The organism is Paenibacillus sp. 102, assembly GCF_039549175.1.
Lineage (GTDB): Bacteria > Bacillota > Bacilli > Bacillales > Bacillaceae_G > Bacillus_A.
Map to the genome: position 1 here is coordinate 59748 of NZ_JBCGHT010000010.1, position 14521 is coordinate 74268.

Genomic DNA, 14521 nt, shown 5'->3' on the forward strand with positions numbered 1-14521 from the left:
GCGGAATTTTTACAGTTAACACTATTATGGAATAATTATACTTTTTCACGTTGACAATAGTGCTGAGCAGGGATATACTTAGCAATGTAAGTTGATTGTGAATTATTTCACAAATAATGTGAATATCTTCACATATTATAGATAGGAGTTGTCATTATTATGAGTACTTGGACACAAATTTATGACCCGTTAAACAACATTTGGTTATCAGCACTTGTCGCTGCTCTTCCGATCTTATTCTTTGTTCTTTGTTTAACAGTATTTAAAATCAAAGGATATTTATCAGGACTTTATAGCGTAATTTTAGCAATCATTCTTTCCATATTCGTTTATAAAATGCCTGCAACTATGGCAGTATCATCTGCTGCATTTGGAGTAGCCGCTGGTTTTTATCCAATTTGTACAATCGTTATTGCAGCAATTTTTCTTTACAAATTAACAGTAAAAACTGAGCAATTTAATGTTATTCGTGACAGCATTTCCAGTATTACAAGTGACCGTCGTCTTCAAGTCTTATTAATTGCTTATTCTTTCGGTGCTTTCTTAGAAGGTGCAGCTGGCTTTGGTGTACCAGTTGCAATTACAGCAGCATTACTTGTAGGTATGGGCTTTAATCCATTAAACGCAGCAGGTATTTGTTTAGTTGCAAATATTGCTGGTGGCGCAATGGGAGCAATGGGTATTCCAGTTACAGTACCTGCTCAATTAACACAAATGGATGCATTAACTGTTGGTCGTCAAACTGTAACATTATTACCTTTCATCAGCTTTGTATTACCATTCTTACTTGTGGCAATGGTAGATGGTTTTAAAGGAATTAAAGAAACTTGGCAAGGTATCCTTGTAAGTGGTGGTTCTTTCGCTATTACTCAATTCGTTGTAACATACTATCTTGGTGCAGAATTAACTGATATTTTTGCTGCAGTTGTCAGCATGGTTACACTCGCATTATTCCTACGTGTATGGCAACCAAAATCTTCAGCTAAAACTGAAGAACAAGTAGAAAAACATAGCTACACAATGAAACAAATTTTATACGCTTGGTCACCGTTTGCATTCTTAACTGCATTCGTAACAATTTTCAATTTAAAAGCAATCAAAAGTTTATTCGCTCCAGATGGTGCGCTAGGAAGCTTAGTATGGAATATGCAGATTCCTGGTTTACACAATCAAGTTATTAAAACAACACCAATTGTAAATGCGGATACACCATTTGCAGCAATCTTCAAACTAGATGTCTTTTCATCTACAACTACTGCAATTGTACTAGCAATTATCGTATCTCTACTTGTATATCGCGCAAAAGGAAATTTAGTTAAAGAACTAACTATTGAAACATTAAAAGAGTTGAAAACTCCAATTTATACAATTTGTAGTGTAATTGCATTAGCATATGTAACAAACTATTCTGGTATGTCTTCTACTCTTGGGCTAGCTTTATCATCTACTGGCGATGCGTTTCCAATCTTATCTCCAATCTTAGGTTGGATTGGCGTATTCTTAACTGGTTCAGTGGTATCAAGTGGTTCTTTATTCGCACCACTTCAAGCAGTAACTGCAGCACAATTAGATATCGTGCCATCTACACTCGTTGCTTTAAACGTAGTCGGTGGCACAATGGCAAAAATGGTATCACCACAATCTGTCGCAGTTGCTTGTGCAGCAGTTGGACTAGTTGGTAAAGAATCTGCTCTATTTAAAACAGCACTGAAATATAGCTTAATCTTCTTAGCTATCATTAGCTTACTTCAACTTAACGCTGTATTTAATATCTTTTAAAAAAGGCTGATGACTCGTTCATCAGCCTTTACTTTGTTTTTCTCTCTAACCATTCACTAAGATATAGTACTTCACTAGTTCCAATTGATTCTTCATCTAACCTTGCGTTAAACTCTAAACTGTTTCCATCTAAATCATAAAAATAAACAGCGGCCGATGGCATCCAATCATGTACAATTGGCTCAATTGGTTCTTTTTCAAAGCTTTTTCTTAATTTCATCCCTCTCTCTTGTAACCATTCATGTGCCCTTTTTAAATCTTCTAACGTTACTCCAAAAGCAAAATGATTTGTTCTTACCTTTTCTCCCTCTGCAACTTCCCATAACCCTAACATTTGTTTCTTTTCTCCAACATAGAAAAATGCACATCTTCTTTCTTCTATTTTATGCGTAAGAACAATTCCTAATCTTTCATAAAATTCAATTGATTTTTCTAACTGTGTAACCTGCACATGCGTTTCATAAATAGATTGAATCATTTCTCTCTCCCCTTTTCATAGTGAATTCTTTTCTTCATTATAAAAAATTTCTTATTTTTAACCATCATGAATAAGGATGAGAATCCATCATACCTTTGTATGAAAAAATCCTGATATACTCTGTAATATTAAAGACAAGTGATTGTATATTTTTATTGTAAGAGCATAGGATTTCCTTTAATGTCACACATTATAATAAAATTAAGTACATCATTTATATATAATGGTGTACTTTTTTTGTTTTAAAGACCCCATTAACTACTACGACAATCCTTATTTGTAATTATTTTATCCAAACAAAAAAAGTAGTGGCAATATAGGAACGTACATTCTTCTTGAGGTGTTAAATGGAGTTTGTTAAATGTTATCTATGGAATTAAACTCACATTATAGATACTCATAATAAAGCAGCAATCTACAAAGAAAGTTAAAAATCCTAATGATTTATAAAAAAGCAGTTCGTGAGAACTGGAGTCCGACTTCTGTCCCAGTACAGTTGCTTAATAAACAAAGTAATAGGTTATGTGATTTATCACAACATCAAGACATCAATAATGTTACAAATACTAATAACGAATCATACAAACAAAAGGTTCCTTTTTATAATTGGCTGGAAGAATAAATTATAAGTAATGCGATTAAAAGATAAGTAGGTGTTGTTTATGATTAACTATCAGTATCACTATTGCCCTGAAGGAATTGAAAGTCGTTATGAATTATTGGTTTTTAATTGTGAGAATGTTCCTTTTCTACCTTTAACAGATCATTACCACGATTGTATAGGAAGAATTGATAAAAGTACGGCTCTTTCGTATTTGAAACGCCTTCTTCCCTTTTTTAGTTGGTTAGACCAGTCTAGTAACTATCAGGGAAATCGGATTCAGTGGAATGAACCACCCGAAGCCATACGTATAGCTGTTGAAGATTATCTAATGAATGAGATGGGATGTAAAATTCGTGAAAAGGACACCTTTCGGTTTGTGAAGCGTACAAGCAAAAGTCCTAATACTGTTAACTATTTTCTATCAGCCTTAAAATCATTCTATAAATCTCTTATTCGACTAAAACATTACAATTATACGAACCCCTTAATAGATTCTTATGCCATTTTAGGTGATTATAAAAGTCAAACCGAAAGTGTAAGAAAGGATAAACCTCGTATGCCGGCTGAAGCAGGAACAGAAGATGCAATACCACATAGAAGGCTGACTGATTCATATTTCAAGCTAATAGATGAAGAATGGCAGCCTGAAATTATTGATGATCCTTACCTCCCTTCTCAAGTTTATCAAGCAGGGAAAAAGGTAAACTGGTCGTTAAGAGAAGTTGTTATAGCTCGAATGCTCTTTGAAACAGGATCGAGAGCATCAGAAGTTATTGAGTTAACCATTGGTGATTATCGCTCACGAAAGGATTTTCAAGAGGTGAGCACATTTAATAATGGAATAAAATTTTGTAAAGGTAATAGAAATATGACGTGATTTTTGTCCAAAATTAAACTGTACGGGGGAGTAAATAAATGAAGCAAAATATTTACGATAATTCAACTTTTTTTAAGGATTACACAACCTTACGTGAAAGTGGAATAACCTATAATGACTTTATAGAGCAACCAGCAATTAAATCAATGATTTCGAATTTAAAGGGAAAATCGGTATTAGACCTAGGCTGTGGCGATGGTCGCTTTTCAAAGTATTGTGTAGAAAACGGTGCAGAAAAAGTGATTGGTGTAGACATCTCCAATAATATGATTGAGCGGGCTAATAAGATTAACAAAGATAACAATATAGAGTTTGTGTGTTTACCGATGGAGGACTTGAAATTAGCCAATCAACAATTTGATCTAATTATAAGTTCTCTATCTATACATTATGTTGAAGATTACCGAACGCTGATTCGAAAAATTAATGGACTATTAAAAAATAATGGGGAATTTATTTTTTCAACTGAACATCCAATAGCGACTGCCCGAAAAGGAAGCAATCATTGGATTAAGAATGAGGAAGGCAACAAACTACACTGGGCATTAGATAATTACCAAGAAGAAGGCATAAGAGAACACGATTGGTTTGTTGATGGAGTAGTTGTGTATCACAGAACCTTTTCTACTTTAATAAACACGCTAATTGAAGGTGGACTTGTACTAGATAAAATCATTGAACCACAGTCAATTTCGACTGGGCTAGAGCAAATGCCAAAATTAATAAATGAGAAGCGTAGACCCTCTTTTATTATCATTAAATCAAAAAAACAAAATAAAACAGATTAACATTTGATTACAGCAATTGGGCGCTTTTGATGAATAACGAATTCTTATTTTATCGTAGTAAATTTTGTAAATCGATAATATAGTTGTTTAATTTTATTATGAAAATATAAGAGCCTTGCTACAATCTAGTGTGTGGTAAGGCTCTTTAAAGTTGTTTAATTTCTATACATTTAAAGGTATTTGTACTCAAAAATCATTAATAAAGTTGTTTAATTCTTATTGAACTAAAGCACCTGTTTGTTTAAGTGAATACATTCACATTTATAATGTCTCTCAAATATAATATCAGTTTATATATTCACCATTCTTCTCTAATGTTGATTTGAAATAAAGTTTAATCAAAATGGAGTCTTTTGTTAGAAATCTACATTTAGTTTTTATAAAAAAGATTGATCAAAACTCATGAACATATCTATTTTAACTGTTTACTTATACCTAACCTATTCTTCAAACCAAAACATAAGCTTCCGAAACTAATATGTATATGACCTAGTTTAAAACTCATCTTGGCTGAATCCCTACTATTGTTTCATTTAAAAAATGTTTTAGACTATAGAATAAAGTACTAGACCATTAAAAAATAGTTTTAGACTGAAAAGGTGTTTTCTATACATGAAAACACCTTTTATTGATATAAATTCTGTTATCGGAAGTTAATCAAAAAGCTGCTGATTTTTTTGATTAAATAAAAAATACTTTTGTTTTTCTTTTATTTACTTTAATATCAATAAGGGCACCAAAAAAATAGATAGAGGTGCTAAAATGTACGGAATTATTAATTATGAAGTGTTTTTACTAACAGGGATTTTATTAAATCTAATTCCTGGTGCGGACACCATGTATATTGTGGGAAGAAGTATTTCACAAGGCAAAAAAGCAGGTGTATATTCTGTTTTTGGTATTATTACTGGCTCTTTAGTTCATACGTTATTTGTTGCTTTTGGTTTATCTATTATACTTACAAAATCCGTTGTATTATTTAACATCATTAAGATTAGTGGTGTTATCTATCTCGTATATCTAGGGATTAAAATGGTACTTGATAAGACGAATGTAGATTTCCAAGCTTCATCCAATAAATTAAACATTAGAAAGATATATACACAAGGGCTTTTAACAAGTCTTACGAATCCAAAAGTCTCTTTATTCTTTATTGCGTTTCTTCCACAATTTATAGATACAAAGGCTTCAGGTCCTATTCCTTTTATCATTTTAGGACTTACTTTTACAGTAACTGGATTATTGTGGTGTTTATTTGTTGCTTATTTCTCTTCATATGTTACAAAAAAACTAAGAGGAAACCAAAAGGTAGGAATGATTTTAAATAAGGTAACAGGAATGATTTTTATTGGTATGGGGTTAAAGTTGCTTCAAACGAAAGCTCCTCAATAAACCTGAATAACATAACAATGCCCCCTTCTAAGAAATGTTATATCGGGTTTAACCAATTCCTATATACTAAAAAGTCCCTTCAGAATTTGAAGGGGCTTTTTGCTTATTATTTTGGTTTATCTAAAAAGTTATTTCACTTGTTTCTTTCTTAGTTCATAATCTAGTCTAATACTTTATTTTAATTGATTGTCATGTATCTTCGTGACCTCTAGTGGCAAGTCTAAATTTTTTCTTTATTACATTTAGAAAATAAGAATAGGGAAATCTAATTATACCAACTAAATACAGTCTAAAACATTTTTTTAACTGAACAACTATATTTTTAACAAGTTTCTCTTATTAGTTTTTCATGTTTGTCTAGTTTTTCCGAAAGAATGGAAAATTGTCCTACTGCTAATGTAAATAACTCTTCATTTTCTTCAAAGTTATCAGCACCCTTTTGACTCAAAAGTTCTAGATCAATTCCATGTTGTTCACGTATAACGTTAAATAATTCAACTAGATATTCATCAATAGTTCTAAGCATCGGTAAAAAAGCATAATGCGTGAATGTTTCATCATAGTTTCCTCATATTACAAGATTTTCTTGTAATATGTGAGAAATGGATTCCGTTTTAGGATGTGCTCCACTACTTAAATATGAATATAGTCCCTTCATCTTTTCATCTTCATCAATTGCTTTTCGAACTTCGCGTGGTGCAATATAATTTTTTTTAGATGAAAGCCAATCTTCTTGTTTTTCAGGATGTTTTATAAAATATTGAGCCAATCATTTAACTTCGCAACTTTGACGGAATAAAATAAAAAATTCATCTACCATAGAATTTAAAAGTGCATCATAAGCTGTTGCAGTATGATTAATAAACTTTGTAGATAAAATTAATAAAGACATCCCTGGTTTTTCATCCATATATATTTGGCCGGCACTTAGATGTACTAAGCTTAAGTAATCCCAAAAGAGATCGTCATTTTCTTTTAAAAGATTTACGGCATTTTCTTTTCTAGTTTTTGAACTAAATGCTTTTTTAAAATCACTTACAACTTCGTAATAGTTTCTCATTTTCACGTATCCCCTCATCAAATATATACATACAATTATACTCTCTTAAATAATTTGATGTCTTTTTTATTTTCCTAAAAACTAAAAAGACCACCTATAAAATAGTAAGTGGTCTCGCAATCTTTAAAGAGGTAGGAAATTCCGGTTAAACTTTTTTCAAAACGGTGCGACTTTTTTTAAAACAGTTAAACCTTATTTCAAAGCCACATCTAACAGGTTCAAGATAAATTGTAATTTGTTAATCGATATGTTTGTGTAACCACTGTTCAAATATCCTTAACTGTTCTTCAGTATGAAAGTAGTGTTCACCTGTTTCCATGACTTCTAATTCACAACGATGTTTTTTTGTAAAATAGTTAATAGTTTCAAATTCGCACAGTTCATCCTTGGCTCCATACATAATATATGTATCTGTATTCCATGTATTAATAGGATGTTCTTTTACATAGCATAAATAATCCCAATATAACTTTTGACCAATAGGTGTCTCTATAGTCATTTCTTTTTGCAAAAGCTCTGGTGTTACATTAAACCATTTCATCATATTTTCGATAATTCGTTCCATATTAACTACTGGTGATAAAAATAATGCCTTTTCTAACACATCATTTTGATAGGCTAAAAGGCTAAAATAAGCTCCCATACTACATGCAAACACGCTTACTTCTTTCCAATGTTCTTTTGCGTAATTCATAATTATAGATAATTCACTAACACAAAACTGTACTTTGCAAGGAGTGTTATCATTTTTTCTTTCTCCATGCTCAGGTAAATCAAAGCTTAATACTTGATAACCTTTTTGATTGGCTTCTTCAGCTAATATTTGAATAACTGCATCTTCCTTATTTGACATATTTCCATGTACTGCAATAAAAATTTTTTCACTCTTATCTCCCCATAAAACCGTGGGAATATTACTAATTTTAAAATTATCTTTAAGCATATTTCCTCCATAGAATATGACATATAGGACTTGGCAAAAAACCGTACACACTTTATAATCCTCTACTCAGTTTTAAACAAATCAAACTATTCCTAATTTATCACAAATGAATTATAATATCTCTCTACCTCTGTATAACAGAGTCTACTTTGTATTTAAAATCTTTCTTTTTTTCCATTTCTTCAGAAGCTACAAGTTCTTATTTTGATTCCTTATTGAGCTAATCTACTCCGTTAGTGGAAGAAGGATTTTTAAACAATTATATTATTTTTTAAATGACTTTATTGTAAATTAAATGTAGTGTAGTGCTTTGGGGAAAAGTCCAAATTTTTCATTCAAAAATAATCCCTACTTTCAACTAAAAAAGTAGGGATTTATGGCATTTTAATAGGCTTGGGAAAATGAATAAAAAATCGTTACTTATTCAAAAAAAGCTTCTGTTAGTTGAATGCTCTTTCGAGAAAATTGATAACTTATATAGATTTATTTACAGTATTTCTTTTGCATCAGAAGGTAAATTCCTTATATGTTTAAGATATTTCGTCATGTTTACATCGTCATCAATTGGATATGTGAACAATAAGTTATCCGTAATATCTGCTGCTAAAGTTCTAAACAATTCACAAGTGACAAATATAGAATTCCAAAAACTCTCGTAACCATTGTCAGAATAAGTTTTTTCATACATCTCCCAATACGATTCAGGAAGATAGTTTTTAAAATACTTCCCCATTTTTCCAGTTGAAACTCGAAAGTCATGTTTTATACCAATCCACCAAGAAACCATCTCATCCAATCTACCTCTTATTACATATTCAAACATTTGCTTCGCATATGTCAATTCATCACGCCAAATCCCTTTTGCAACGTTTTGTAGACACCACCAAAAATCATTACAACAACTCATAAACATAGCTTCTGTTGGTTTTTTTACATGATAATCAACATCTGTGGGGGCCGGAATACGTGGTAGAATGTTGTCCTTATCTAATAATGGGACTGTAAGTTTATCATTCACATAACCCTCAATCATTGTATCTTTTGTTTCGATATGAAGATCTATACGATTTCCATCTGTAAAGAGCATTAAATACCCATAAGACCTATCAAAATTCGTATTCATACCAGCTGATTTATTATTTTTATCAGGCTCTTGTATCATAAGTAAATCTCCAAAAGTATGAATCCATGTCTTATCTTTTATAAAAGACGCTGTTTCTGTCACTACATAAACAATATCGTAATCCTGAAAGATATCTTTTGGAGCATTAGTGTTTGTTCTTGAACCATTTATATAGACTGTTCGAATTCGTTTATCTTTTTTAGCTACTCCTAATATTAAATCAAACATTTCTTGTTCACTTCTTATTTCTATTCACCTCGAATTATCAGGTACATTGACTTGAATTATCTTCATTTTAGCATATAAATAAATCGTTCATACAAAATATTCTGTAATCATTAGACTTACGCGTATAGCATGTAGCCTATTAAAATGGTGCAGCTATTTCTTTAAGCACTACAGAAACAACTTTATTATCTCTGCACAAATTTTAAGTTGTTGTAGCAAATGAAAACATATATATTACAAAAAGGATAGATAAAGCTGATAAAGTTCCGCTTTGATCTATCCTTTTATTTTACCTTATATAATGTGCGACATTATTTATTACTTCTTTACTATCAAATCATTTCATTATAATCTTGACTTTTAATAAAACACAAAGTATCAGGATTTTTTATTTTTTAATAGCGATGCACCCGCAATTTCAGGATGCGTCATTTCATATGGATCCAAAATAATATCGAGTTCTTCTTCTGTTAACACACCATGTTCTAAGCAAAGCTCACGAACAGATTTACCTGTCACAATCGCTTCACGAGCAATTCGAGATGCCGTCTCATATCCAATATGAGGATTCACTGCCGTAATAACTCCAACACTTTTCTCAACATATTGTTTTAACAACTCTTCATTTGCTGTAATACCTTCAATACAATATTCACGAAATACACGGAATGCATTCTTCATAATGCTAATAGACTGAATTAAATTAAATACTAACACTGGCTCCATTACATTTAGCTCTAATTGCCCTGCTTCTGATGCTAAACATATTGTATGGTCATTTCCAATGACCTGGAAAGCAACTTGGTTAACCACTTCCGCCATAACTGGATTTACTTTTCCTGGCATAATAGATGATCCTGGTTGCCGAGCTGGTAATTGAATTTCAGCTAATCCGACACGTGGACCAGATGCCATAATGCGCAAGTCATTGGCAATTTTAGACATGTTCATCATACATACTTTCAGTGCTGCTGATACTTCTGTATACGCATCTGTATTTTGCGTTGCATCGACTAAATGCTCTGCACCTACAAGTGGAAAACCACTCAGATTTCGTAAATGTTTTACAACTTGTTCAATATAAGTAGGATTTGCGTTTAACCCTGTTCCAACAGCCGTTGCGCCCATATTTACTTCATATAAATGTTGACGAGACTGTTTAATTCGCTTTATATCACGCTCTAATACACGACTATACGCTTCGAATTCTTGCCCAAGGCGAATTGGAACTGCATCCTGTAGATGGGTACGCCCCATTTTAATCACATGGTCAAATTCTGTTGCTTTATTGGTAAAGGCAAGGTGAAGTTCCCCCATTGTAATAAGCAGTTCTTCAAGCATCATTAACGTTGCAATATGAATTCCTGTTGGAAACGCATCATTTGTTGATTGCGCCATATTTACATGAGTATTAGGGCTAATCATTGCATAGTTTCCCTTTTCATAACCCATTCGTTCTAATGCACGATTTGCAATTACTTCATTTGTGTTCATATTAATTGAGGTTCCTGCCCCACCTTGAATGGGATCTACAATAAACTGATTGTGAAATTTCCCATCAGCAATCTCCTGAGCAGCTTCCGCAATTTCTTGCCCAATATTTTTTGATAAATATCCCGTCTCCATATTTGCAAGTGCTGCCGCCTTTTTTACAATGGCCATAGCAGTAATGAGTGACTCATGAATACGATATCCCGTAATTGGAAAATTTTCTACAGCGCGCAAAGTTTGAACACCATAGTAAGCTTCATTTGGCACTTCTTTCTCACCTAAAAAATCTTTTTCTATACGTATGTTTGTCATTGCTATCATTTTTCATCACCTATACTTTTCATTCTAATCGATGCCCTAAAAACATTTTCTATGAAAATATGATTTTTATAAGAAATATATTTCCATATCCATCTTCACTATAGAGCACCTTTTTTGAAAGCGCAAACAATATTGTTTTTCTGCAAAATCACCCACTTAAATTGTAGCTGGTGGGAGTTCCCCGTTCCCACTGATTTATAAAGGTTAATCAATTGCTGGATTTTCTGCTGCAACTTTCTTTATTTCTACTCGCTTAATTTGATGCATATCTTTTTCGAGAACTTTGAATACCCAACCATTTGTCTCAATAATATCTCCTTCAGTAATGATTTGTTTTTGCATCATAATCCAGCCACCGATTGTATCTACATCATCAGCAATTAAATGTAAACCGAGCAAATCATTCACTTCACTAATGAGTACTTTTCCGTCTACAATTTTACATGTTTCACTTCTATGCTCAATGGGCGGATGTTCATCTTCATCATACTCATCGCGAATTTCACCAACAATCTCCTCTAAAATATCTTCAAGTGTAACAATCCCTGCGGTGCCTCCATATTCATCATATAAAACTGCAAGCGGAATTCTTCTTTTTTGCATTTGCAATAACAAATCATGAATTGGGATGTTTTCCAGCACTTCAATAACAGGTCTCGTATAAGGAACGATGGAGCATTCTTCATTTCGACCACCGTCCATATAACGAATAAATAGATCCTTTACATTAACCATTCCAATAATCTCATCTTTATCTTCTCCAAATACAGGATACCTTGTATACTTTTCTTGCCCAATCACTTTAATATGTGTCTCAAACGGTTCATCTTCATATAAACCAACAATTTCAGTACGTGGGACCATAATTTCTTTTGCTACCCGGTTATCAAATTCAAAAATATTATTTACATATTTAAATTCAGCCTGATTAATTTCTCCGCTTTCATAACTCTCTGATAAAATAAGTCTTAATTCCTCTTCTGAATGTGCAACTTCGTGCTCAGAAGCCGGATGTAAACCAAATAAGCCAGTCACAAGACGGGCTGATCCATTTAGAGCCCAAATAAACGGATACATAATGCGGTAAAAATAAATGAGCGGCTGAGCTAATAACAAGCTTACTTGCTCTGCTTTTTGAATGGCAAATGTTTTTGGTGCCAACTCTCCGATTACAACATGTAAAAATGTAATAACGGCAAATGCAATAATAAAAGAAATAGTACTTGCAACCGTTGGTGAAAGTTCAATTTTTAAAAATACGGGTTCCAATAAATGCTTTATCGTTGGTTCGCCTAACCAGCCTAACCCTAGAGCTGTAATTGTAATTCCAAGCTGACATGCTGATAAGTATTCGTCTAAATTTGAAATTACTTTCTTAGCTGCTAGTGCCCCTCGTTTGTTTTCTCCTACAAGCTGATCAATGCGACTACTACGAACTTTTATAATTGCAAATTCAACTGCCACAAAAAAACCAGTTAATGCGATAAGAATGAAAACCATGATTAATTTAGTAATTTCCAAAGAACACCTTTAGCTTTTCTTAGCTAAAGTTACACCTCCTTTTTAAAAGAAGTTTTCTCTCAATCAAAGAAGCTGATTGAATGAAAAACGAATGGAAGTTTCACTTTGTTCTTAGTCTCTTCATTTGTCAAAAAGCAAACCTATATAAAATTCCCCAATTTTCAATCCTCGTATAATTCTAACGGTAAGCAATCCGGATCTTGGAAAAATACAAATCGTCTTCCTGTTATTTCATCAACACGTATTGGCTCCGTATCTACTCCGCATTGATTTAAATATCTAACTGCCTCTTGTATATCCGTAACTGCAAATGCTAAATGTCTAAGACCAGCTGCTTCAGGGAAACTTTGTCGATTTGGAGGATTTGGAAATGAAAATAACTCAATTTGATACTCTCCTCCTACACATAAATCTAATTTATAAGAATCCCTTTCTTTCCTGTAAACTTCATTTAACACATTAAATCCTAAAATTTCAGTATAGAAGTTTTTAGATGTTTTATAGTCAGAACAAATAATTGCAATATGATGCACTCCAGATATATTCACGCTTTACTTCATTCCTCTCTTTACCAAACATGCATATTCTCCCTCGAAATGAAAAACCTATGTAACAGAATATCTCTTTTAGGAGGCTAACTATGCGATTTGTTACTTTTTTTCTCGGTCTTGTTGTTGTTTTCTTTCTTGCCTACATAGCAAGTAATAATAAAAAGCATATTAAATTCAAACCGATTTTCATTATGCTTATTATACAGTTAATTTTAACCTATTTACTATTAAATACAGAAATTGGTCTCATACTCGTAACCATGGTTTCTAATTTATTTACGAAATTATTGGACTACGCTGCATCTGGGGTAAACTTTGTATTTGGTGGTATTACAAACAAGGGAGAAATGCCATTTTTCATCAATGTACTTTTACCAATTGTCTTTATTTCTGTCTTAATTGGTATCTTACAGCACTTCAAAATACTCCCGTTCTTTATTCGCTGGATTGGTTTTTTTCTCAGCAAAATAAACGGACTTGGCAAGCTAGAATCTTATAACGCTGTCGCGTCTGCTATTGTAGGTCAATCAGAAGTATTTATTACCGTAAAAAAACAGCTTGCCCAAATTCCAAAACATCGCTTGTATACACTTTGCGCTTCCGCTATGTCAACTGTATCCATGTCAATTGTCGGTGCTTATATGACAATGATTGAGCCAAAATATGTAGTAACCGCTCTGGTCTTAAATTTATTCAGTGGTTTTATTATCGTACTCATTATTAATCCATATGAGGTTAAAGAAGAAGAGGATATTTTAGAAATTAAAGGCGAAAAACAAACCTTTTTTGAAATGCTTGGAGAATATATTCTAGATGGATTTCGCGTTGCTATTGTGGTTGGTGCCATGTTGATTGGATTTGTTGCCTTAATTAGCTGTATTAATGATTTATTCCATCTTATTTTTGGAATTACATTTCAACAGTTACTCGGTTATGTTTTCTCTCCTATCGCTTTTCTTATTGGTGTGCCCGGTAATGAAATTGTCACTGCAGGAAGTATTATGGCCACAAAGCTTGTAACGAATGAATTTGTAGCCATGATGGATCTCAGCAAGCTTGCAAATAGTCTCTCTCCTCGTACGGTAGGCATTATTTCCGTTTTTCTTGTATCCTTTGCTAACTTCTCTTCTATAGGAATTATTTCCGGTGCCGTTAAAGGATTAAATGAAGAACAAGGTAATGTTGTTGCTCGCTTCGGTTTAAAACTGTTGTACGGTGCAACACTCGTCAGTATTTTATCTGCAATTATTGTAAGTATTATGCTATAAGGAGGTAAAATTTAATCCTTTTCTTATTCATCCTTTTTGTATACAATACGAATAGATGTCTCATAAATAATCGAGACATCTATTTTTTATACATGTA

The 14521-nt window shown here is 32.6% G+C and carries 14 protein-coding genes; 5 read left to right on the forward strand and 9 right to left on the reverse strand.

Going from position 1 to position 14521, the window contains the following annotated elements; genetic code table 11:
- The first annotated feature begins 159 nt into the window (after window positions 1-159).
- Window positions 160-1779, forward strand: a complete 1620-nt coding sequence (locus AAIE21_RS19435) for a lactate permease LctP family transporter (protein ID WP_343268293.1) — start codon at window positions 160-162, stop codon at window positions 1777-1779.
- Between the two features lie 28 nt (window positions 1780-1807).
- Here AAIE21_RS19435 and AAIE21_RS19440 read toward each other — a convergent pair whose 3' ends face one another.
- Window positions 1808-2257 carry a VOC family protein gene (locus AAIE21_RS19440; RefSeq protein ID WP_343268294.1) on the reverse strand — a complete coding sequence of 150 codons (450 nt, stop codon included), beginning with the start codon at window positions 2255-2257 and terminating at the stop codon, window positions 1808-1810.
- A gap of 662 nt (window positions 2258-2919) precedes the next feature.
- Between AAIE21_RS19440 and AAIE21_RS19445 the strand changes: the two genes are divergently transcribed.
- The 3 genes from AAIE21_RS19445 (at window position 2920) to AAIE21_RS19455 (ending at window position 5918) form a co-directional block, all read left to right on the forward strand.
- Window positions 2920-3738, forward strand: a complete 819-nt coding sequence (locus AAIE21_RS19445) for a hypothetical protein (RefSeq protein ID WP_343268295.1) — start codon at window positions 2920-2922, stop codon at window positions 3736-3738.
- 38 nt (window positions 3739-3776) lie between these two features.
- Window positions 3777-4526: a class I SAM-dependent methyltransferase gene (locus AAIE21_RS19450; RefSeq protein WP_343268296.1), complete on the forward strand. Its 750-nt coding sequence runs from the start codon at window positions 3777-3779 to the stop codon at window positions 4524-4526.
- Between the two features lie 762 nt (window positions 4527-5288).
- The gene (locus AAIE21_RS19455; RefSeq protein WP_343268297.1) at window positions 5289-5918 is read left to right on the forward strand and encodes a LysE family translocator; all 630 of its coding nucleotides are present in this window, start codon (window positions 5289-5291) and stop codon (window positions 5916-5918) included.
- A 322-nt stretch (window positions 5919-6240) separates the two neighbouring features.
- Here the strand turns inward: AAIE21_RS19455 and AAIE21_RS19460 are convergent, their stop codons facing one another.
- From AAIE21_RS19460 to gloA2, 8 genes are all read right to left on the reverse strand, one after another.
- Complete coding sequence (locus AAIE21_RS19460; protein ID WP_343268298.1) at window positions 6241-6444, reverse strand: hypothetical protein; 204 nt, start codon at window positions 6442-6444, stop codon at window positions 6241-6243.
- Between the two features lie 42 nt (window positions 6445-6486).
- Complete coding sequence (locus tag AAIE21_RS19465) at window positions 6487-6687, reverse strand: hypothetical protein (protein WP_343268299.1); 201 nt, start codon at window positions 6685-6687, stop codon at window positions 6487-6489.
- Window positions 6688-6978, reverse strand: a complete 291-nt coding sequence (locus tag AAIE21_RS19470; protein WP_343268300.1) for a hypothetical protein — start codon at window positions 6976-6978, stop codon at window positions 6688-6690.
- 238 nt (window positions 6979-7216) lie between these two features.
- On the reverse strand, window positions 7217-7921 hold the full coding sequence (locus AAIE21_RS19475; protein ID WP_343268301.1) for an alpha/beta hydrolase: 705 nt from the start codon (window positions 7919-7921) through the stop codon (window positions 7217-7219).
- 487 nt (window positions 7922-8408) lie between these two features.
- Window positions 8409-9290 (reverse strand): aminoglycoside 6-adenylyltransferase, encoded by an 882-nt coding sequence (locus tag AAIE21_RS19480; RefSeq protein WP_343268376.1) that lies wholly within the window; start codon window positions 9288-9290, stop codon window positions 8409-8411.
- Window positions 9291-9650: 360 nt separating this feature from the next.
- The gene (gene aspA / locus AAIE21_RS19485; protein ID WP_343268302.1) at window positions 9651-11084 is read right to left on the reverse strand and encodes an aspartate ammonia-lyase; all 1434 of its coding nucleotides are present in this window, start codon (window positions 11082-11084) and stop codon (window positions 9651-9653) included.
- Window positions 11085-11288: 204 nt separating this feature from the next.
- The gene (locus tag AAIE21_RS19490; RefSeq protein WP_343268377.1) at window positions 11289-12584 is read right to left on the reverse strand and encodes a hemolysin family protein; all 1296 of its coding nucleotides are present in this window, start codon (window positions 12582-12584) and stop codon (window positions 11289-11291) included.
- 182 nt (window positions 12585-12766) lie between these two features.
- On the reverse strand, window positions 12767-13153 hold the full coding sequence (gloA2, locus tag AAIE21_RS19495; protein WP_343268303.1) for an SMU1112c/YaeR family gloxylase I-like metalloprotein: 387 nt from the start codon (window positions 13151-13153) through the stop codon (window positions 12767-12769).
- A 92-nt stretch (window positions 13154-13245) separates the two neighbouring features.
- Here gloA2 and AAIE21_RS19500 point away from each other — a divergent pair, with 92 nt between their 5' ends.
- The gene (locus AAIE21_RS19500) at window positions 13246-14424 is read left to right on the forward strand and encodes a NupC/NupG family nucleoside CNT transporter (RefSeq protein WP_343268304.1); all 1179 of its coding nucleotides are present in this window, start codon (window positions 13246-13248) and stop codon (window positions 14422-14424) included.
- Window positions 14425-14521 lie beyond the last annotated feature (97 nt).

Bases quoted from the DNA above. Each gene is read 5' to 3' on its own strand.
- AAIE21_RS19460 (WP_343268298.1), bottom strand. From the start codon at position 6,444: ATGCTTAGAACTATTGATGAATATCTAGTTGAATTATTTAACGTTATA.
- AAIE21_RS19440 (WP_343268294.1), bottom strand. From the start codon at position 2,257: ATGATTCAATCTATTTATGAAACGCATGTGCAGGTTACACAGTTAGAA.
- AAIE21_RS19490 (WP_343268377.1), bottom strand. From the start codon at position 12,584: ATGGTTTTCATTCTTATCGCATTAACTGGTTTTTTTGTGGCAGTTGAA.
- AAIE21_RS19435 (WP_343268293.1), top strand. From the start codon at position 160: ATGAGTACTTGGACACAAATTTATGACCCGTTAAACAACATTTGGTTA.
- AAIE21_RS19500 (WP_343268304.1), top strand. From the start codon at position 13,246: ATGCGATTTGTTACTTTTTTTCTCGGTCTTGTTGTTGTTTTCTTTCTT.
- AAIE21_RS19475 (WP_343268301.1), bottom strand. From the start codon at position 7,921: ATGCTTAAAGATAATTTTAAAATTAGTAATATTCCCACGGTTTTATGG.
- AAIE21_RS19450 (WP_343268296.1), top strand. From the start codon at position 3,777: ATGAAGCAAAATATTTACGATAATTCAACTTTTTTTAAGGATTACACA.
- aspA (WP_343268302.1), bottom strand. From the start codon at position 11,084: ATGATAGCAATGACAAACATACGTATAGAAAAAGATTTTTTAGGTGAG.
- AAIE21_RS19455 (WP_343268297.1), top strand. From the start codon at position 5,289: ATGTACGGAATTATTAATTATGAAGTGTTTTTACTAACAGGGATTTTA.
- AAIE21_RS19445 (WP_343268295.1), top strand. From the start codon at position 2,920: ATGATTAACTATCAGTATCACTATTGCCCTGAAGGAATTGAAAGTCGT.
- AAIE21_RS19470 (WP_343268300.1), bottom strand. From the start codon at position 6,978: ATGAGAAACTATTACGAAGTTGTAAGTGATTTTAAAAAAGCATTTAGT.